The following is a 20,420-nucleotide window of genomic DNA, read 5'->3' on the forward strand; positions in this document are numbered from 1 at the left end:
TCGAAATGATCCAGTGTGAAAATTGCGAGCACTTCGTCCGCGGCTCCAACGGCCAGGTTGCCTTTCGCTGTGATCCATTCTCCACGATCAAGGAGCCGGAGTGTCTCACAAAATGGCAGTTGCTGAAGTCCTCGGAATTGGGCCAGAAGGTTGACCGACTGGTGGCGGCCTACGAAGCGACGCTCAACATCTACCGGCGCATGCAGCCGCTTCAGGAGAAGATGTTCGAGCACATGGAGCGTGAACTCCGCGATAACGAAGAGAGTGAAAGCTGGAAGTACGACCTGGAAGACGACGATGATGATGAGGGCGACATCCACGGGAAAGACGACCGCGAATCAGGACGCTCCTGAGAGACGCGAATCCTCCGGACACGAATTTGATCTTCATTCTCCCGACGCATTTCCCTTGCGGATCGAATAAGATGACTGCCGACCGGGGCTGGCGGGCCGCCCGGGCCGTGGGTCTGAATGATCCGTCGAACCGAATGGGATTCAGAAACGATGACTGAAGCGGTTTTCCTGCTGTTGGGGCTGCTCGCTGGTGCGGGCGCCGGCGTGTGGGTCGGCGTGCTTCGCGGCCGGGCCGCGTCATCCGGCGAACTGGTGCGACTAAGCGGCGAAGTTTCGGCGCTCACCGCGACCACGGCCGAGGTGCGTTCGCAATTGGCGATTCGCGATGCCGATATCGTGGCACTTCGACAGGTGCTGTCCGAACAGGAGAAAAATTCGGCCGACTCCAGAGCGCGACTTGAAGCGGCTCGGGAGCACTTCGCCGAACAGCGGCGACAGATCGAGGAAATGGAAAAGAAGGTGAAGGACGCCTTCGCGGCGCTTTCATCCGCTGCGCTCAAGAGCAGCAACGAGCAGTTCCTCACGCTGGCAGACGAGAAGTTCAAACCCCTCCGCGAACTTCTTGAGCGATACGAAACGCAGATCAAGGAGCTGGAGAAATCACGGTCCGAAGCGTACGGCGGCTTGTCCCGGCAGATGCAGCGCATCGAGCAGGGGCGGGAATTGCTCAGTCGCGAGACCCAGGCGCTCGTCGCCGCGCTCCGCCAGCCGGGAGCCAAGGGGCGATGGGGGGAAATCACGCTACGAAATGTTGTCGAGCTGACCGGCATGTCGGCCTATTGCGATTTCATTGAGCAGGCCTCGGTGGAAAGCGAGGCCGGCCGTGCGCGTCCCGACATGGTCGTGCGACTGCCGGGCGGCCGATCAATCGTGATTGATTCAAAAGTGACAACATCCGCCTACCTGGACGCCATGCAGGCGGCCGACGAGGAATCGCGCAAGCGGCATCTCATCCGGTTCGTCAGCGATGTGCGAGCGACCATGCGCAGCCTGTCGGCAAAGGAGTATTGGAATCGTCTCGCACAGACGCCGGAATTCGTCGTCATGTTCATGCCTGGCGAGGCATTCTTCGCAGCGGCTGTCGGCGAGGAAACGGAACTGCTTCAGGAGGGAGTCGCCAAAAGTGTCCTGATCGCGTCACCAACGACTCTGGCGGCGCTGCTCATGGCGATTCGCTACGGCTGGCAGCAGCAGCAGGTCGCCGAGAATGCCGAAAAAATCGCGGCAGTGGGACGCGAATTGCACGAGCGATTGTGCATCTTCACGCTCCATCTCGACAAGGTGCGGGGCGGCATCGAAGACGCCGCAAAACACTATGATGCGGCCGTCGGAAACTGGGAGTCCCGCACGCTGCCCGCCGCCCGGAAGCTGAAGGACCTCGATGCGGCGGCGACAGGCAAGGACCTGGCCGAACTTCAGCACGCCAATATCCCCATGCGACGGTTGACGATTGAATCAGGAGAGCAATGATCGCCGCGCGACCCGCCGCTAGGGTGTCGCCCAGTCCGGCAGACCGGCAATCGTCTCAGTCAGTTGCAGCCAGCGATCGCTCGGCAGCGGATCGGGGTCACCGCCCTGCAGACCGGCGGCCGAAGATTCGGCCGATCGGGCACGCTGGTTCTTCCCTTCCGCGCGAAGCGTCTCGCTCCACCGTCGATAGATGATGATTCTCGCCCATCGAAGGCTGTCGGCCGCCCGCGCTCGGACGTCCTCGGGCTTCATGCACTCGTCCAGATGTTCCTCGAGTTTGACGGCCAGTGCCAGTGCCGCAACATATCGCTTCTGGTCGGCCAGCGCGCGGCAGCGCTCGACGCGAGCGAAAAAGTCAAGGCGATTCGACGAAAGCGAGCCGATCGCCGGCCAGAGTATCTGCAACGAACGGTCCGGACGCCCTGCTCGCCGATAGGCGACGCCCTGCCACAGCCTCGCCGACTGGGCGACAGCGGCATTCGGATCATCAAGATAGGTCGAAACACCCACGCCCGCGTCGATCAATCGCGATCGCGAGACTTCCGAGCCGGCGTCCAGGTCCGCCATTGCTGAAAACAGACGGGCAAACGACCGCAGCATCTCCAGCCGATCGGCCAGTCGCCGAACAACAGCCTCATCCGCCGAAGCGTCCGCCGCGCGGAGCGAACTCTCGGCGCTCGCGAGGCACGCTTCTGCACGCGATAGCAGCTCGCCAAGCGACGGAGCTGGCCGAGCCGACCAGCATAGCTCCACCGACAACGGCGCGGCACACTCATCCACAATCAGGCAGCGTGCCGCCACGATGAACGCGTGCGCGCGAGCGATGGGTTCAGTTTGTCGATCGGCTGATTCGATGAGCCCGGCGCATCGCCGAGCGATAGCCGCTTCTCCGGCTGTCGCGGGCTGCGTCGCGGAAGATGCGCCGTCCGGCGCCGACGAAGTCAGATGCAACGAATCGGGTTCAGTCGTCGTCGGAGGGGCCTCGGTCGGCGTTGCCGCAGCCAAAGGAATCAGCAGAGTGCCGATAGCGCAACTTAAGCCGAGGCGGAGGAGTGGCTGGACCTTCACGGATCGTCTCATGTCGAACCTCGCGGCCATCGAGCCGCTTTTCCCCGGCCGTGCTCGCCGTCAGCCCGCGCTGACGGGTTCGCACAGCTGATTTCGCGATATCCACTCCACACCAGATCATGCGATTCTAAGTACCGATAACCACCGCGCAAAGGGACGGGCGGAAATTGTGTCGCACTCCGCAACGCGACGATAGAAAAAAGTGTGCACTCGCGGTGCCGTCCGGTCGGAACGGGTCCGGCGATCGTGCAGGAATTCGCGCCCGGAAACCCGGTGCGGCACTTTCGCGTCCACCGTGAACGGACGCGGAAACATCGGCATATGGAACACGATCGGGGATTTTATGGCACTGCGAAACTTTGCTGCGATACGGATCAGAACTTTCTTCGGAGTTGGACTTGTATGGACGATGGTGACGGGGTGCGGGTTCGATCGCTTTGCGCCGGCCTTGCCTGATCTCGTCGAGGGCCTGTCGCTTGCCGAACTGGAGAGAATCCAGGACGACGAACGCCTGACCCTTGCCGAAAAACGTGAAGCGATCCGCACGGCCGGCGACATCCCGAATACGGTCGAGGGTGATCGGCTGGTCAACTATCTGCTGAACTTTGTGGTCCCGTGATGCGGCAGGGTCTCACAGCGTGTGAGGCGTTGTTGATGCCGCGGCGCGGCCTTGAGTGAGTTCGATATGACAAGGGGGGAAACAATGAATTCAATCCGAACGAAGATTGCTGCATGCGCCATCTGTGTTTCAGTTGTCGGCATGTCCGGTTGCGGTGGCGACAACATCCTGTCCGCCGTATCGAAGGTGCTGGGCGGACAGATGTCACAACTGACCGCGGGTGAGATTCTCGTCCTGAATCGCGCTGCGGCAAGTGTCGTTTCGCAGTTCACGGGCCTGCCGCCGGTCACCCTGACGACGCCACAGGCAGTCGCGGTGTCAAATTTCCTTCAGGTGAATGAGTTGGACACGATTCAGGATCTTGAGACGCTCGCGCGGACCGCTCAGTCCGATCCGGATTCGGTGCAGGGTTGGGACGATTTGTCAGGTGCATTTGCCGGCAGCGATTTCGATAACGACGAGGGCGAATTCGACCCGAGTCGGTTGGGAGATCTCTTCGGCCACATCGTCAGCGGAGCGTCCGGCAGCGGCTCTACCGGCCTCGGACTCGAGACGTCAGGAAGCCTTTGACCGATCTCGGTAGAGGGCGATCCATCGGAAGCCAGTCGGGCGCGGCGCGGTCGAATACCGTGACCGCGCCCGATTTCATTTGCGGATGCCGCAGGTGTCGCCGCCGGGTTCCATTTGTGGCGGGTTGGTGGTTTCTTCGCTACGATTGAGAGTTGCGTCACGCGACCCGACGCAGGCCAATCGAGGGTTGCCTCGGGAGTGTTCCTCGTGTTTTCCGGCATAATCGACGCCATCGGGACCGTCAGAGACACGCGCCAGACCGCGGGCGGCCGTGTCCTGCGTATCGAGTCGCCGTTGTACTGGACCGGCGTTCCGGCCGGCGCAAGCATCGCGATCGACGGCGTCTGCCTGACGTTGACCGGAAGCGACGACCGATGCGCCGAGTTCGATGTCATCGCTGAGACACTTCGGCGATCGACGCTGGGCGAGCTTCGGTCCGGCGACAGGGTGAACCTTCAGAAATCCCTCGCGGTGGGCGACCGCATCGACGGTCATTTCGTGCAGGGTCACATCGACGCCGTCGCGACCGTCACGCGCGTCGAACAATCCCCGGAACAAAGCATGTGGTGGCTTCGGCCGGGCGACAGCGCAATGGCATATATCACGCCCAAGGGTTCGATCGCGATCGACGGCATCTCGCTCACGGTCGCGGATGTGCGCGGCGATGAATTCAGTGTCGCCCTGATCCCGACGACGCTCGACCGCACCACCCTGGGTCACAAGGGCGCGGGCCGACTCGTGAACATCGAGACGGACATTCTCTCAAGAACCGTCGTGCACTATCTGAAATCGATCGGCGCCGCGAATGTCGGCGGCATCACCCGGGAGTTTCTCTCAAGCCACGGAGTGGGTTGACCCGATGCCCCCGTACGAGGAACAACACGAAACCCGGCCGACCATCGGCATCACCATGGGTGATCCGGCCGGCATCGGTGCCGAGGTCGTCGTCAAAGCGCTCGCCGATCATTCGCTGCGAGAAAACGCGCGGCTCATCGTCTATGGGCTTCATGAGCAGTTCGCCTATGCCGCTGATGCCGCGGAGTTGCTGCCCTACTGGCGCCGCGCTCCACATGAGTCGGTTCACGACATGACAGGCAACGTTCTTGTCGCGGATTTCGACGAGTTCAGCATCTCCCCGCGCGGGCCCAAATCCGCCAGCGCCGAGGGCGGACGCGCCTCCATGCGCTTTCTCGAAGAAGCAATGAAGGATGTATGGCAAGGCCGTATTGACGCCGTCGTCACAGGGCCCATCAACAAGTCCGCTTGGCAGATGGCGGGCATCCCGTTTCCGGGGCACACCGAGTTGTTCGCACACCGATTTCGCTCGAAGCGGGTGACCATGATGTTCGCGGGCGGGCCGCTTCGCGTCGCCCTGGCCAGTGCGCATGTGCCGCTCTTCGAATTGCGAAACGAATTCACGATCGGACTCGTGTTTCAACCGATCGATCTGCTGCATGAGGCCCTGCGGGATTGGTTCGGTGTGGCGGCGCCCCGGATCGCGGTCGCCGGGCTGAATCCGCATGCCGGTGAGGGCGGATTGTTTGGGGACGAGGAGTCGCGGGTCATCCAGCCTGCGATCGAAATGGCAAACAACGCGGGAATTCTCGCCAGCGGACCCTACCCGGCGGACACGCTATTCTGGCGCGCGGTTCATGGCGAGTTTGACGGCGTCGTCGCCATGTACCATGACCAGGCGCTCATTCCGGTTAAGCTGCTTGCATTCGATCAGGCCGTGAATCTCACGCTCGGGCTTCCGATCATTCGAACCAGCGTTGATCACGGCACGGCTTATGACATCGTTGGAAAAAACAAGGCCGATCCAGGTTCCATGAAGGCCGCGATCCGGCTCGCGATCGATCTGGCGCGGCGGCAGAAGAGCCGAACCGACGCCGCGCAGAGCCCGCGCAGGGATCCGCCCATCTATGGCGACATCGACGACGACTGACCCGCTGCGGCAGGTTTATGCACCGGTGCGCTCGTCAACCATCGCGGCCGTACCAACCGGCCTCTGAAGTGGAAACAGGATCACGTCGCGAATGCTTGCCGAATTGGTCAGCAGCATGACGAGTCGATCAATTCCGACTCCCAATCCGCCGGCCGGCGGCATGCCGTGTTCCAGCGAACAGATGAAATCATCGTCCATCACGCGCATCGTCTCGTCGCCTTCGCCTTTGAGCTGCGCGCCGAGCGTCTCACGCTGAACCGCGGGATCGTTCAGCTCGGTGTAGGCGTTACCCACCTCCATCCGGGCAACATAGGCCTCAAATCGAAGTGCGATCGACGGATCGCCTTGTTTGCGCCGCGTGAGTGGACAAATCGCCGCAGGATACTCCGTGACAAAAAGCGGACCGGTCAGCTTGTCCTCGACGACCGCCTCAAACAATCGGTTGGCCACGACCGCATCGTCCAGCTTGCTGCCGTCGATCCCGATCTCGGAAGCCCGCTTGCGAATCGCCGTATTGTCGGATAACTCAACACCGGCATACTCCCGGAGCAACTCGGAATAGGTTCGTCGTGGCCACGGCGGCGTGAAGTCGATTTCGTACTCTCGAAACTGACGTCGAAAGCCGCCGCCCAGTCGTTCGATACAGGCCGAGAACATGCCCTCGACGATCTCCATCATGTCCGACAGATCGCCGTACGCCTGATAGCACTCCATCATCGTGAATTCGGGATTGTGTTTCGGACTGATGCCCTCATTCCGGAAATTCCGATTGATTTCAAACACGCGCTCCATCCCACCCACAAGCAGCCGCTTTAGGTAAAGTTCCGGCGAGATGCGCAGGAAGAGATCGAGATCCAGCGTGTTGTGATGCGTTGTGAAGGGCCGTGCCGCCGCGCCGCCATAGATCGGCTGCAGCATCGGTGTTTCAACTTCGAGAAATCCCCGGCCGCGCATGAAGTCGCGAATCGCTTCGACAATCACGCACCGCTTTTTGAAAGTACTCATGACATCAGGGTTGGTGAAGAGATCGACATAGCGCTGACGATAGCGCAAATCGACGTCCGTCAGGCCGTGCCATTTCTCCGGCGGCGGACGCAGCGCCTTGCAGAGCATCGTGAGGCTCCGCGCCCAAACCGTGATTTCCCCCGTCTTCGTCCGGCCGAGGTAGCCGTCGATTCCGACAATGTCACCTAGATCGATCAGCCTGAGCGTGTCCCACGTCGCGTCGCCGACCACGGCCTTGGATAGCCCGATCTGCAAGTCGCAGGTCGAATCCCGAAGCGTGAGAAACGCCAGTTTGCCCATGACGCGCCGCAGCAGCACCCGGCCGGCAGCCCGTACAGCACTGCGCTCATCGCTTTCGCCCGGGTTAAGTCCCGATTTTTCAACAAGACTTCGAATGTCCTGATTTGAGGCGACGCCCTCAAAGCGTTGGCCATACGGATCGATTCCGGCTTGTACCAGTTCGTCCAGCTTCTTCTGCCTGTCCTGAAGGTATTGTTCTATCATGGGTATGCACTATAAGTTTCTATTTTGCAATGGCATGCGGCGAGCATTGCCAGGTGCGACTGCCCGCACCTCACCGTCGTTCGCCCGGTCCGCCGCTGGGCGCTCTGCGAGTCGATAGGCTAGTCGCAGTTGTTGCACCCGACAACGGCCGATATTGCCATCTTCGCCGTCTGGTGGCGTTCGTCCGAGCGTTTTTCTCCCGCACAGTGAGCAATACTAAATTTTGGAGGCGGAATGGTTGACCCCGGCACCTCGTCTCGGCCTTAATAGGGTGCTGCGGTGCGATTTCGCCAGTCGGATCGGACGACGATTTGCGCGAATTTCCGTACTCGGCGATGCCCCGGGGGCTTTGGCTCGGCCTCCGGAATAATCGGGGTGTGTGGCGCGGTTCTCTTTCTATAGGGATGGTGCTTGCGGCCGGACCCCGCCGACCAGGGTTTCCGATGTCCAGCGATCACAGGACGCGAGATTTCGAGCGGGTGGCACTTTGCCATCTCGATCTGGTATACCGCATCGCGTTGCAGTTGACCGGCGATGTGCATACCGCGGAGGACTTGGTGCAGGAGACGTTCCTTCGCGCTCATCGAGCGTTTGATCGATTCGAATTGCGTGAGTATGGCGCGAAACCCTGGCTGCTTCGGATCCTGCACAATGTGTTCTTTACGCGCTGCGGCACGTCCGCTCGCGCGCCGACCATGGCGGAGGACATGAGCCTCGACGATATCGCGGCCGAACTGGAGCTGACGCCCGTGCATCTCTCCGAAGTCGGCGAGCCGGATTGGGAACTGTTTGACGAGGAATTAAAGGCGGCTGTCATGGCCATGCCGCCCGATCATCGTGCGGTGCTGCTACTCTGGGCGCTGGGAGACTTAAGCTACAAGGAGATCGCAAAGGTTCTCGGGTGTGCGATGGGAACGGTGATGAGCCGGCTCTTTCGCGCGCGTCAGCAGTTGGGGGTTGTGCTTGCGGAGTTCGCTGCCGCAAGCGGCGTGCGACCCAGACCGGAGCGCGACCAAAAATGAACTGTTACAAGTATCGAAAATACCTCCTGGCGTTTGCGGACGGCCAGACCAGCGTGCAGGTCAGTTGTGACGTGCTCGATCACCTGAAGATGTGCCCGTCCTGCAGCGCAGTCGTCGATGACCATCATGGCGTGCGCCGCCGTCTGGCGAACGCGTCAGGACGAATCACCCTGCCTGCCGGTCTCGAAGCAAGAATTCGAAGCGCGCTCATCGCCGAGACACTCGCGACCAGCCGAACTGCCCATGTTTCGTCCTCATCGCGCCGGATTCGGCCGCTGCGCGCATTGGCCGTCGCAGCGTCGCTTGTGCTTGCGATTGGTTTGGCCTGGCAGTTCTGGACGTCGGACGGCGCGTCGATGAACTTCGATTTGGGCGCGATAGCCGGACTGTCTCGAGCGGATGAACTGACCCAGCTCGCCGTCATTCGACACAACAAGTGTGTGCTCAGATGCGAGCAGCACGTGCATCAGGATCCGAACCTGCCGAGTGCATTGGGCGAACTCAGTAACGGCGCGAACGAGCGGCTGTCGGGCTCCTTCGCGTCAATTGCGCCGGATTTCAGCGGCGCCGGCTACGAGTTTGAATCGGCGAGCCTCTGCAATCCGACGGATCAGGACGGCCTCTCTTCGCTTCACCTCCTTTACGTCAACTACGCCAACGGCGCCTATCTCTCATTCTTTGCGGTCCCTCATTGGAGCGGGCTTGACCTTGGCAATGGCCGTTCGCCGGACCGGAACGACCCCTTCGTGCATTCGACGCGCGATTGCGACTCCAGCTCGCTCATCGCGTGGCACGAAAACGAAATGACCTACCTTGTATGCGGCAGGTTTGATGCAGAAGCGATGTCCGAGGTGGTCCGGCATCTCTCAATATCCGGGACAGTCGAACCGTCAGTCGCCCGTCCCACTCCCTGATGTCATCCTGTTCCACGTCCGCTGAGGCATAGCGCCTCCGAGCCGACACGGCCGCATCACTTGAACTGTCGATCCTTGTACGCTTCGAAGAGCGGCTTCAGTCGGCCGCGCTGATACTTGCCGGTCGATGTCACGGGGATGTCGTCCCCAAAAAGAACGACCTTCGGGCATTTCGAACTCGGCAGTTTGGACTTGCAGTATTCGATGACCTGCTCCTCGGTCAGCGCGGTGCCCGGCTGCAACTGCACATAGGCTCCGACCTCCTCGCCGTAGTAGCGATTGTCGAAGCCGATCGCGAGGCCCACTCGAATTCCCGGCATACCGTTAAGCACTTCGTCGATCTCGAACGGAGAGATATTGACGCCGCCGCGAATGATCAGTTCCTTGATTCGGCCGGTGATGAAGAAGTAGTCCCGTTTGTCCTTGCCCTGAAGCTTGAATCCTTCGTCACCGCTTCGAAACCAGCCGTAGGTGAATGCCGCCGCATTGGCAGTCGGGTTCTTGAAGTACCCGCACATGATGTTATGTCCGCGTATGACGATCTCGCCTTTCTGGCCGTCGGGCACGGGCTTGCCGGAGCCATCGTGTATCGCCATTTCGTTCGTCTCGATCGGACAGCCGATGGAAGGAAAGCCGTGGTCGTACATCCACGCGCAGTGCTCGTGCCATTCGAGATCCGTCGGGAGAAAACACGAATAGCAAACCGTCTCCGAAAGTCCGTAGCCGTGGACGATTTTCAGGCCGTACTTGTCTTGAAAATCACGGGCAAGTTCGACCGAGAGGGGTCCCGCGCCGCAGATGAAGTGCCGGAAATTCGGGATTCGCTCGGCGACGAATTCTTCGTCGGCGTCGATCAGGAATTGAAGAAGCGTCGGCACCACGCTCACGATCGAGACGCCGTGGTTTTCGAGCTTCCTCCAGAATCCGGCGCTCTTGAACCGCTTGTTCACCACGACGTGGGCGCCGACAAAACAGGGCGTAATGAGCGTAACGACGATGCCGTTCACATGATGGATCGGCAGCACGTTCATCATCGTGGTATGCGCATCGATCGCATGCCATCGTGAAATCGCATGTGCGTCGGAAAATAACTGCTTCTGGTTGAGTACGACGCCCTTGGGATTGCCTGTCGTTCCGCTCGTGTAGACGACGAGCGCCTCGGCCTCCCACGTGACGCTGTCGATCTGCGGTAGCGGGCCTCGGGCGAAATCACCGGCCAATTCCGATTCAAAATCGTGCCAGCCTCCACCGCGCGCGTCGGGCGCGTCGTTCGGGCCGATCATAGCGCGCTCCACGTTGGCTTCGAGATGCCGCGCGACGCCGTCGAAGTCCTCCCGGCAGGATCGATGAGCGATCAGCACCGATGCCTGGGAGTTGCTCACGATGTATCCGACACGGTCGTCCGTCTCGCCTGGATTCACCGGCACGACCCGAGCGCCAAGCCGCCATGCCGCGAAGTAAATCGCGATCGTTAATGGCTGGTTGATGGTGAGTGTCGCCACCGAGCCGCCGGCGCGTATGCCGTAGCGGTTGGCCAGAACGCCTGCGACCCGGTCAATCAACTCGGCGAACCGGCCGTAGGTCATGCACTCGGCGGTTTCCTGTTCTCCCGCGCACGGGTAATAGGTCAGCCAGGCGCTGTCGGCCGATTCGATGACGCGCCGTTGCCACATCTCACCGAAATTGCGATAGGGCAGAAAGTCGTCAATCGATTGGAGTGTTTCGCAATGCTGGGCCTTGGAAATCAGCTCACGAATCTGTGCCTCACTGGGTATAACCGCCTCCGTCGTCTGGGAACCCATCGACTCATCCTCCGATCTGCTGATTCAATCAGGGTTCGTCCCGCTTCGGCCGATCCGAGCTGAGGTCGCTCGACGGGCTTCGGCGGGCTACGCGATCGTTCATCCCCTCGCGCAATACGCCTGCGGATACGCCGCGTAAAACGCCGCCGCTCGCACCAGGTGCGCGATCGGAACCGAATCATTCACGGTGTGCGCGACGGATTCCGGCGCGGGGCCGAATCCCACGCACGGAATCTTGAACAGGCCGTTGATTGAAACGGCATTGGTGCTGAACGTCCAGCGGCCGACCGTCGGCGTCTTCGAAAATAGACCCTTGTAAACTTCCACCGCACTGCGGACCGGCCGCGAATTCTCTGGCATGACCCACGTCGGAAAGTACTTCTCCGTCGGATACACAAGGCCCGTGTATGCCGCTCGCTCGTAGCGGGGAATCTCAACCTTCGCTTTCACGCCCGCACGCTTGCACGCCTCCTTCACCTGCTGCACGGCAAGTTGTTTCGTCTCGCCGGTCGTCAACCGGCGGTCGAGGTGAATGTAGGCATAGTCCGGTACCGCGTTCATGCTGGGGGTCTTGCATTCCCAGTAGGAGACCGTGATCGTCCCCTTGCCAAGGAACGGGCACTCCGCCAGCGAATCGTTCATCAACTCAATCTCCCGCACAACGCGGGACATCTTGTAGATCGCGTTATCGCCCAGATGGGGCATCGACCCGTGACAACTCTTGCCCGTGACATGAACACCGATTTCCATTCGGCCGCGCTGTCCACGCAGTATCTCGCAATTCGTGCTGTCCGTGACCACGACGACGTCCGGCCGAATCTTGTCCTCGTTGACAATGTACTGCCAGCACAGGCCGTCGCAGTCCTCCTCCATGACGGTGACAACATAGAGCAGGGTGTATTCGTCGGTGGGCAGCTTCAGATCACGGATGATCCTGGCGGAATAGACCATCGAGGCGATGGCGCCTTCCTGGTCCCCCGCGCCCCGGCCCCACACGCGACCACCGGCGACTTTGCCTCGGTAGGGGTCGTGCTTCCACGCGCTGCGATCCCCGACGCCGACGGTATCGCAATGCGCATCGATGGCAATGAGCTTCTTGCCGCGGCCGACCTGGCCGAACAAGTTGCCCATCCCGTCGGTCCAGACCTTATCGAAAGCCCTGGTGGCTTTCATCTCTTTGGCGACGCGGTCGATGACGCGCTTTTCCTCAGTGCTCTCACTGGGGATCGCGACAATATCACGAAGAAATCGAACCATCTGCGGCTGATAGGCCTTCGCGCTGGCGTTGATTTTCTTGAAGTCAATCATGGGTGTTTCCTAGCGGGCTTTCATGGTCCCGATCTGTGTGGGCGAAAAAAACTCGCGGGTCGGAATCTCGAGATTCAATACAACAGCATGGCCCCGTCCATGGGGCGGCATTCTCGCTTCGAACGGGCATCCTAGAAGCGGTTTCAATATTCGACATCGCTCCTCAAAGCATGCGATTTGGGCTCGTTACGGCAGTTCGGCGGCCCCAAGAACCAATTTTGAAACCGCTTCTAATCTAGGCTTGTCCGGGATGACACGTCGCCGCAAGGCGCGATTGCCTGTGGCGCTCGTGCGCGTCAAGCCATGTGCTTGATCACCGCGTCGCCGAATTGGCTGCACTTCACCTCGGTTGCACCTTCCATCATACGAGCGAAGTCGTATGTCACCGTCTTCGCCGCAATCGCCCCTTCCACGCCTTTGACGATGAGATCGGCCGCTTCGGTCCAGCCCATGTAGCGCAGCATCATCTCGCCCGAGAGCACGACGCTGCCGGGGTTCACCTTGTCCTGATCCGCATACTTCGGCGCGGTGCCGTGGGTCGCCTCGAATATCGCATGGCCGGTGACATAGTTGATGTTCGCTCCCGGCGCGATTCCGATGCCGCCAACGCAAGCCGCCAGTGCATCCGAAATGTAGTCGCCGTTGAGATTCATCGTGGCGATCACGTCATACTCGGCCGGCCGGGTCAGAATCTGCTGCAGGAACGCATCGGCGATGACATCCTTGATGACAATCTGTTCCGCGTCGGTCTTCGCCGCGCCGCCCGTGCGAGAAGCCTCGATCGACTGGATCTTTGCAACCGTCTCCTTGGGGATGACATGCCAGGGACCGCCGTCGAGCGGTTGCGCACCGTAGAATTGTTTCGCAACCTGATAGCCCCAGTCACGAAACGCGCCTTCGGTGAATTTCATGATGTTGCCTTTGTGAACAAGTGTGACGCTCTTGCGGCCGTTCTTGATGGCATATCCGATGGCGCTGTGCACGAGCCGCTCCGTACCGAGATAGCTGACCGGCTTGAATCCAATACCGACCTGGACGGGCAAATCCCGCGGGGGCGAGCCGATGGCCTCCAACTGTTTGCCCCATGCCGCATTTCTGTCACTCGTGCCGAAGCGAATCTTGGCAAACTCCTTGCCGAAGTTGGCCGAAAGAAAGTCCAGCACTTTCTGCGATTCCGGCGTCCCGCCCGCATACTCGATGCCCGCGTAAATATCCTCCGTGTTCTCGCGGAAGATCACCATGTCCACCAGTTCGGGCTGCTTCACCGGTGTCGGCACGCCCTTGAAATAGCGAACCGGCCGCAGGCAGACAAACAGATCCAGAATCTGACGCAGCGCCACGTTCAGCGAACGAATGCCGCCGCCGACCGGTGTGGTGAGCGGACCCTTGATGCCGACCAGGTATTCCTGAAATGCCGCAAGCGTGTCATCGGGGAGCCACGCCTTCACCTCGCCGAGCGTGCTCTTGAACATGTTGAACGATTTTTCGCCGGCAAACACTTCTTTCCAGATGATCCGGCGACGGCCCGAGTACGCCTTCTGAACGGCCGCGTCCAGCACGCGCACGCTGGCGCGCCAGATGTCAGGTCCCGTACCGTCGCCTTCGATGAATGGAATGATCGGTTGATCGGGAACATTGAGTCTGCCGCCGGACATCGTGATTTTGCTGCCGCTCATGTGTGCTGTCTCCCTGCGTGGTGGATTCTGTCCATGTGGTTCTGCTTCCACTGGGAGATGATAACCATGTTTGGAATTTCAACAAATTTCCACCGGTGGCAAGGCCGGAATTCGGGATTGTCGATCAGTCCCCGTACGACATCGCGTAGATAAACCGCGCGATCGACGCAAGCGCCAACAGGCCGATCAGAATGAGCGGCAGCGGTGTGGTCGTTAGACTGTCCAATCCGGTTCGATTGACGAAATAGGCCAGCGCGCCGAGATTCACTGCCAAAAGCACATGCACCAGCACCGACGGCGTGCCTGACAGGCTGATCACGTTGCCCCACATCACCAGGGCGCCGAGTATCGCAAACGTCATCATCGCGATATTTCGAATCTGCAGGATCCGCGAGTCGTTCATGTGCGTATCTCCACCTCGGTTCAGCCGGGCATGGCCGCCATGTCACGCGGCGCCGGACCTCGTTATCCAACGATCAGCCCGGCCACCCGCCCGCGATCAGACTCATGATAGCAGAGGACATTCTCAACCACGTCGCACGATTTCGGATCCTCCAGTTTTGCCAGCTTGCCACGCGGCGATTCCAGAATCCGACAAATGTGATAGCCGTATCGCATCAGGCTTTCGAGCAACTCTTCGGACGTATAGCCGAATGCCTTGGATGTCAGGCGCGAGACCTCCATCAGCCACATTGGCGGGTGCGGCGTCGAAAGCAGCTTTCCCGCGCCTTGAATCACCGCCAGCTCGCATCCCTCCACGTCGATCTTGATCAGCCGCACCTTGCCGATGGCGTTCCGCGAAATGTAATCGTCAAGTGTCGTCAGCGTGATCTCAAACAGTGTCGTCGGCTCGTCATAGTGCGGCTTGAGTGAGGCGCCGCCGTGCTGTCGCGGAACATGTATTGTGGCCTTGCCCGGCGCGTTGGAGAGGCCGACCGGGTTGAAGACGATGCGATCATCGAAGTGGTTCTCGGCGCAGTTGCGCCGTAGCAGCGCCATGGTCGTCGGTGTCGGTTCGAAGGCATGCACCTGCCCCGTCGGACCGACCAGACGGGCCAGCCATGTGGCATACCATCCGTAGTTCGCGCCGATGTCGATCACCGTGTCTCCGCCATCGATCAGTTTCGACAGCAGTGCTGTTTCAGCCGGGTCGCGACGGCTCATCATCATGAGCATGAAAAACCACGGCTCATGAACATTTTCCTCGAATCGCCGGCCATCGGCGGTCGTGACGGTGACCCGCATGTCAGGCGGCAACGAGGAAAGCACATGCTGCTCGATGAATTTCCGCAGGCGAGACACGCCGCGCGCGTCGGGAAACCTTCGGATGAATGCGCGAACAGCGGCAAGACTGAATCTGGCAAGAGCCGGGTTCATTCGGTGGATCCTGGTTGCGATTCGGGACTCGTCAGGTGGAAGGATGCACGATCCGCATCGAAAACCTGGTTCCCGCCCGGCGCCCCTACTTGCCCTGCGCCACGGTCTTCATGAACGCCGCGACGCCCGCGCCCATCTCGAACTTGTAGCCCTGCTCCGCAAGGGTCCATTCCATCGCAGCAATTGCGCCGACGGTGTCCACCGCGTCCACATAGCCCATGTGATTGATTCGGATCATTTTGCCTTTCAGTTCGCCCTGGCCCGCCGCGGCATGAATGCCGAACTTGCTGCGCATCGTTTTGCGCCAGACGTCATCCGCCACGCCGCCGGGCACATTGATGCCCGTGACGCTGTCCACCGGATCGGTCGCATAGAGCGTCAGACCGAGTGCCTTACATGCGGCACGCGTGCCCCGGGCCATCAGTGCCGATCGCGCCCAGATTGCCTCCATCGTGTCCGCCTTGATCTGGCGCAGCGTGAAGCGAAGGCCCTTCACGAGCTGGTTGTTCGGCGTCCACGGCACGTCCCAGTCCTTCTGGCTCTTGCGATAGGCTTTGAAGTCATTGTAGAAACAGGCCGCGTCGTGCGAGTCGATCACCTCCCACGCGCGGTCGCTCACCGCCGCAAACCCCAGGCCCGGCGGAAGCATCAACGCCTTCTGCGATCCCGTCACCGCCACATCAATACCCCATTCGTCCATCTTGAACGGAATCGTCCCGATCGACGTGATGCCGTCCACGAGAGTCAACGCGCCATGATCGCGGCACACCTTCGCGATGCCCGCCGCGTCGCTCACTGCACAAGTACTCGTTTCACTGTGCACGAAGATGACGGCCTTCACGTCCGGATGCTTCTTAAGCTGGTCCGCAACCCCTTCGGCCCGGAATCCGTGGCCATACTCCATTGAATACTCGACATGAGGCAGCTTGAACCGCTTCAGAATCTTGACCCAGCGTTCGCCGAACTTGCCGGCGTGACACACCAGCGTCTTGGCGTCCGGCTTGCAGCAGCCAAGGATCGCGCCCTCCATTGCGGCCGTGCCGCTCCCCGTCAGAATCAGCGGCAGCGATTTCGTCTGGAATACGTAGGAAAGCAGCTCGGTGCATTCCTTGAACATGTCCTTGAAGCCCTGCGTGCGATGATGATCGAGCGGATAGGCCATCTCGAGCAGCGCCTCAGGGCTGACCATCGTGGGACCGGGCGTAAAAAGTCGCAGCTTCATCATGGGAGTCACTCCGTGGTGGAAAGGCCTCTGTTCTGTGGTTCGATATGATATCCACCAGCAACATGAGTGCCAAACCGCAGGGCGTAGCGGCTCAATGCGGAATTTGCCTGGACGTTTCGACTCACGCTCGACGCCTTACGCAGACTACCCTCGTCGACCGTGGATGCTCAAACCGCCCTGTTTGCCTTAGAATCCCGCTCCGTGACCGCCCATATCGCCCTAAATCCGATCTTCGTCGAGAACATGCGCGCCCTCTGGCGGCGCAATCCGAGGCTGGCGCAGCAGATCGATGAACTGCCCTTTGATGTCGGGCTCGATGTCCAGCCATCAAGAAAGGGCCCGCCCACCGCGAGCGCCCGAACGACCGACGGGCGACGAATTTTCCTGCACAGCCGCTACGACCCGGAACGAGAGGCCGACGAATTCGTGCGGACGCTCGAATTCGACGACGCAGCCTGCATCATCCTGAGCGGACTGGGTTTGGGGTACATCGCAAAATCGCTCGTCCGTCGGTATGGCGATGAAACCCGAATCATCGTCGGCGAACCCGACCTCGCGGTAATCAAATCTGCAATCGAGAATACCGATCTGTCCAGCGACATCGCCCAGGGTCGGCTCGAAATTCTGCCGACGCACGAAACCGCAATGCTCCACGAACGGTTGCGAAACGACTGGGCCACGATGATGCTCGGAACCCACATCGTCGCGCCGCCCGTTTCGCAAGAGCTTCACGCCGATTTTCACTCGGCCTTTCGGCAGGCCGTCACCGACTTTGCCGCGTTTGCACGAATGTCGCTCATGACCCTCGTGCGTAACGCGGGCGTGACTTGCCGCAATATCGCGAACAATCTGCCGACCTATGTCACGGCTCCGTCGCTCGATGTGCTGCGACGCCGCTTTGCCGGGTCGCCGGCCGTGCTTGTCGCGGCAGGACCATCTCTGGCGAGGAATATTGAACAGTTGAAAGGAATCCAGGACCGCGCGGTCATCATCGCGGCACAGACCACGCTGCGGCCGCTGCTGTCCCGGGGGATCCGCCCGCATTTCGTCACGTCGCTGGACTACAGCGAGTTGTCACGTCAGTTCTTCGACGGCATCGACATCCCGGACGATCTGGTGCTCGTCGCGGAGCCCAAGGCGGCCTGGCAGGTGGTCGATGCGTTTCGCGGTCCGGACAAAACACGCCGGGTCATTCTGCTCGACAGTCCTTTTGCCCATCGATGCCTGACCGAGCGACTCGCAAAGCGCGCCGCGCTCGAAGCCGGAGCGACGGTCATGCACCTGGCGTTCTACCTCGCCGAGTGGCTCGGGTGCGATCCGATCATCATGATCGGTCAGGACCTCGCATTCACCGGGCACTGCTACTATTCCCCGGGCGTCGCGATACACCGTGCCTGGTCAGCGGAACTGGGACGCTACGGAACCCTGGAGATGAAGGAGTGGGAGCGAATCGTTCGCAATCGCGGCATCCTGCGAAAGACGACCGACATCGAAGGCCGCCCGATCTATACCGACGAACAGATGTTCACCTACCTCCAGCAGTTCGAGCGGGATTTCGCACGAACCACCGCCCGGGTGATTGATGCCACCGAAGGCGGCGCAAGCAAACGCGGCGCCGCGACGATGAAGCTCGAACACGTCATTCAGAATTTCTGCACCAAACCGATCGACCCGGCGCGATTCGATTACCTGAAGTCCGATTGGTACGACGCGTCAAAGCTCGCCACGGCCGCGCAGACCATACAGGCGCGCATCGAAGAGTTGGAAGCCTTCAGAGCGCTTTGCGACGAAACGCGAAACCTGCTGCCGCGCCTTCGCGGCCTTGTCGATCGGCCCGCCGAGTTCAACCGCTGCCTGGTTCGCATCGACGAATTGAGAACGCTCGTGCAGGGACACGAGACAATCTATCAAATGGTCCGCGATGTGTCGCAGTTGGCGGAGTTTCAGCGGATCGCCGCCGATCGCAGAATCAATCCGAATGCCGGCAACGAGCAACGCCGGGCCCTCAGCCAGCTCGATCGAGACGCTCGATTCATCGACGCGCTGCTCGATGGCTGCGATCGTCTGGCCGCCATCCTCGAGGAATCCCTCGAACGTTTTTCGCAATGAAACGGAAAATCCGTGAACACGAGCGATTATGGCGACTCGCCGGGCCGCGCAGTTTCTGCCTGAATTTCTGACGAAATGCGGAGCGCCTTCGATCTTTTTTTGAGGATTGGGACGGCCAATTTCGTTATACCTTGTGGGCGGCGTCTGCCGCCAAACTGCCGAGCTTAAAAACTGGCTGCGGGTTGCTGGACACCACATCGGTCGTCCATCTAGTATTTCGCTCGGTCGAGGCCCGCTCTCGGCCGTAACCTCGCTCTTAAGGAGAAGTTGATGAGAAATTCAATGCCGTTTCTATTGCGACTGCTGGCTGTTCCATTCGTCGTTGCCATGCTCGGTGCCGAATGCCCGAACAACAACAACAACAACAATAATGGCAACAACAATAACAACAATAACAACAACAACGATAACAATGTGCCGCGCCTATTCGTCGTGAACAACGCATTCAGCGTCTCTAGTTTCCTCGCCACGGCCGACGGCGACGTGCCTCCAATCACCGAGTTGCCTCTCGGCGCTTCGACTGACATCTTCCAGGCGCGCAGCGTCGTGGTGACGAAGGACGAGGTACTGCTCGTCAGCCGGCAGAACGGCGGAATCACCGCGCACGACGACGCGCTGGTCACAACCGGCGCGACTCTGGCGGATCGCATCGTTGAAGGCACCGACTCCCATCTCGATTCGCCGATCGCGTTCGCCTACGATGCTGCGACAGACACGCTCTATGTCGGCAATATCAATGCCGACCAGGGCATTCTTGTCTTCGACGATGTTTCATCGATGAGTTTCGACGGCGACGTGATGCCCTCAAGAACGTTCAATCCGCCGGACCGCGCGCCAAGTGATACCGCGGAAATGACGATCAATGCAATGTGGCTCGACGCCGATGGCGCTCTCTACGTCGCCGACACGTCTGGACTCAATCAGAACAGCAGTCGGGTTCTCATCTATCTGACTCCGGCTAACCTTCAAGGCGAGAACCCGGCCGATATCGTGCTCACAAACCCGTCCTGGACCGTCATCGAGGACCTCGCGGTCGATTCGCTGAACCATATGTATGTCGTGGACGGCACTGAGAAAATTCACCGTGTCGATGATGCCAAGAATCAGGCGTCCGGCGCAGTCACCTCCGGCGCGACCATCACCGTGCCCGGGACAAACGTCGCGATTCGCGGAATTGTCATCAGCAGCAATGATGTGTGTTTCGTCGCCGATAGCGGCAACCACGCAATTCATGCTTACCTGAACATCGGGACGCTCGACAACACCCAGAACCCTGCCCGGACAATCGAAGGCAACGATACGAATCTCTTCTCGCCGCGGCAGTTGTGGCTTGTCGAAGACGCGGACTAAACGCGTCTGACCGGATGAGCCGCTCGGATTCTGTCCGAGGTCGGCCGCCACCGGCATTCAGGCTGACATGACCGGGGCGGCGCTTCGACACGAGGCGCCGCCC

The 20,420-nt window shown here is 60.3% G+C and carries 18 protein-coding genes; 10 read left to right on the plus strand and 8 right to left on the minus strand.

Annotated features, from left to right (window positions below; all coding sequences use genetic code 11):
* The first annotated feature begins 5 nt into the window (after nt 1–5).
* On the plus strand, nt 6–353 hold the full coding sequence (locus KF841_11965; GenBank protein ID MBX3396072.1) for a hypothetical protein: 348 nt from the start codon (nt 6–8) through the stop codon (nt 351–353).
* A 150-nt stretch (nt 354–503) separates the two neighbouring features.
* Nucleotides 504–1,823, plus strand: a complete 1,320-nt coding sequence (gene rmuC / locus KF841_11970) for a DNA recombination protein RmuC (protein ID MBX3396073.1) — start codon at nt 504–506, stop codon at nt 1,821–1,823.
* An 18-nt stretch (nt 1,824–1,841) separates the two neighbouring features.
* Here the strand turns inward: rmuC and KF841_11975 are convergent, their stop codons facing one another.
* Nucleotides 1,842–2,903 (minus strand): hypothetical protein, encoded by a 1,062-nt coding sequence (locus KF841_11975; protein ID MBX3396074.1) that lies wholly within the window; start codon nt 2,901–2,903, stop codon nt 1,842–1,844.
* A gap of 331 nt (nt 2,904–3,234) precedes the next feature.
* Between KF841_11975 and KF841_11980 the strand changes: the two genes are divergently transcribed.
* From KF841_11980 to pdxA, 4 genes are all read left to right on the plus strand, one after another.
* Entirely contained in the window at nt 3,235–3,510 is a 276-nt protein-coding gene (locus KF841_11980) for a hypothetical protein (GenBank protein MBX3396075.1), read from the plus strand.
* 84 nt (nt 3,511–3,594) lie between these two features.
* Entirely contained in the window at nt 3,595–4,080 is a 486-nt protein-coding gene (locus KF841_11985) for a hypothetical protein (GenBank protein MBX3396076.1), read from the plus strand.
* A gap of 207 nt (nt 4,081–4,287) precedes the next feature.
* Nucleotides 4,288–4,935 (plus strand): riboflavin synthase, encoded by a 648-nt coding sequence (locus tag KF841_11990; protein MBX3396077.1) that lies wholly within the window; start codon nt 4,288–4,290, stop codon nt 4,933–4,935.
* A gap of 4 nt (nt 4,936–4,939) precedes the next feature.
* Nucleotides 4,940–6,025 (plus strand): 4-hydroxythreonine-4-phosphate dehydrogenase PdxA, encoded by a 1,086-nt coding sequence (gene pdxA, locus KF841_11995; GenBank protein MBX3396078.1) that lies wholly within the window; start codon nt 4,940–4,942, stop codon nt 6,023–6,025.
* A 15-nt stretch (nt 6,026–6,040) separates the two neighbouring features.
* Here pdxA and lysS read toward each other — a convergent pair whose 3' ends face one another.
* On the minus strand, nt 6,041–7,534 hold the full coding sequence (gene lysS / locus KF841_12000; GenBank protein MBX3396079.1) for a lysine--tRNA ligase: 1,494 nt from the start codon (nt 7,532–7,534) through the stop codon (nt 6,041–6,043).
* Nucleotides 7,535–7,977: 443 nt separating this feature from the next.
* Between lysS and KF841_12005 the strand changes: the two genes are divergently transcribed.
* Complete coding sequence (locus KF841_12005; protein MBX3396080.1) at nt 7,978–8,556, plus strand: sigma-70 family RNA polymerase sigma factor; 579 nt, start codon at nt 7,978–7,980, stop codon at nt 8,554–8,556.
* Entirely contained in the window at nt 8,553–9,470 is a 918-nt protein-coding gene (locus tag KF841_12010; GenBank protein MBX3396081.1) for a hypothetical protein, read from the plus strand. Before KF841_12005 ends, KF841_12010 begins: the two co-directional genes overlap by 4 nt.
* 56 nt (nt 9,471–9,526) lie before the next feature.
* On the opposite strand, the gene KF841_12015 is transcribed toward KF841_12010, so the two are convergent.
* From KF841_12015 to KF841_12040, 6 genes are all read right to left on the minus strand, one after another.
* Nucleotides 9,527–11,272 (minus strand): AMP-binding protein, encoded by a 1,746-nt coding sequence (locus KF841_12015; protein ID MBX3396082.1) that lies wholly within the window; start codon nt 11,270–11,272, stop codon nt 9,527–9,529.
* 99 nt (nt 11,273–11,371) lie between these two features.
* Complete coding sequence (locus KF841_12020; protein ID MBX3396083.1) at nt 11,372–12,577, minus strand: YgeY family selenium metabolism-linked hydrolase; 1,206 nt, start codon at nt 12,575–12,577, stop codon at nt 11,372–11,374.
* A 299-nt stretch (nt 12,578–12,876) separates the two neighbouring features.
* A complete protein-coding gene (icd, locus tag KF841_12025; protein ID MBX3396084.1) occupies nt 12,877–14,256 on the minus strand; it encodes an isocitrate dehydrogenase (NADP(+)) in 1,380 nt (459 codons plus the stop codon).
* Between the two features lie 124 nt (nt 14,257–14,380).
* Nucleotides 14,381–14,659, minus strand: coding sequence for a hypothetical protein (locus KF841_12030; GenBank protein MBX3396085.1), 279 nt, complete (start codon nt 14,657–14,659; stop codon nt 14,381–14,383).
* Nucleotides 14,660–14,721: 62 nt separating this feature from the next.
* Nucleotides 14,722–15,633: an FkbM family methyltransferase gene (locus KF841_12035; protein MBX3396086.1), complete on the minus strand. Its 912-nt coding sequence runs from the start codon at nt 15,631–15,633 to the stop codon at nt 14,722–14,724.
* 85 nt (nt 15,634–15,718) lie between these two features.
* Nucleotides 15,719–16,858 carry an alanine--glyoxylate aminotransferase family protein gene (locus tag KF841_12040; protein ID MBX3396087.1) on the minus strand — a complete coding sequence of 380 codons (1,140 nt, stop codon included), beginning with the start codon at nt 16,856–16,858 and terminating at the stop codon, nt 15,719–15,721.
* 201 nt (nt 16,859–17,059) lie between these two features.
* Here KF841_12040 and KF841_12045 point away from each other — a divergent pair, with 201 nt between their 5' ends.
* Both KF841_12045 and KF841_12050 read left to right on the plus strand, forming a co-directional pair.
* The gene (locus KF841_12045) at nt 17,060–18,967 is read left to right on the plus strand and encodes a motility associated factor glycosyltransferase family protein (protein MBX3396088.1); all 1,908 of its coding nucleotides are present in this window, start codon (nt 17,060–17,062) and stop codon (nt 18,965–18,967) included.
* 270 nt (nt 18,968–19,237) lie between these two features.
* Nucleotides 19,238–20,317: a hypothetical protein gene (locus KF841_12050; GenBank protein ID MBX3396089.1), complete on the plus strand. Its 1,080-nt coding sequence runs from the start codon at nt 19,238–19,240 to the stop codon at nt 20,315–20,317.
* The last annotated feature ends 103 nt before the right edge of the window (nt 20,318–20,420 follow it).

The sequence above is a fragment of the Phycisphaerae bacterium genome (assembly GCA_019636475.1).
GTDB lineage: Bacteria > Planctomycetota > Phycisphaerae > UBA1845 > UTPLA1 > JADJRI01.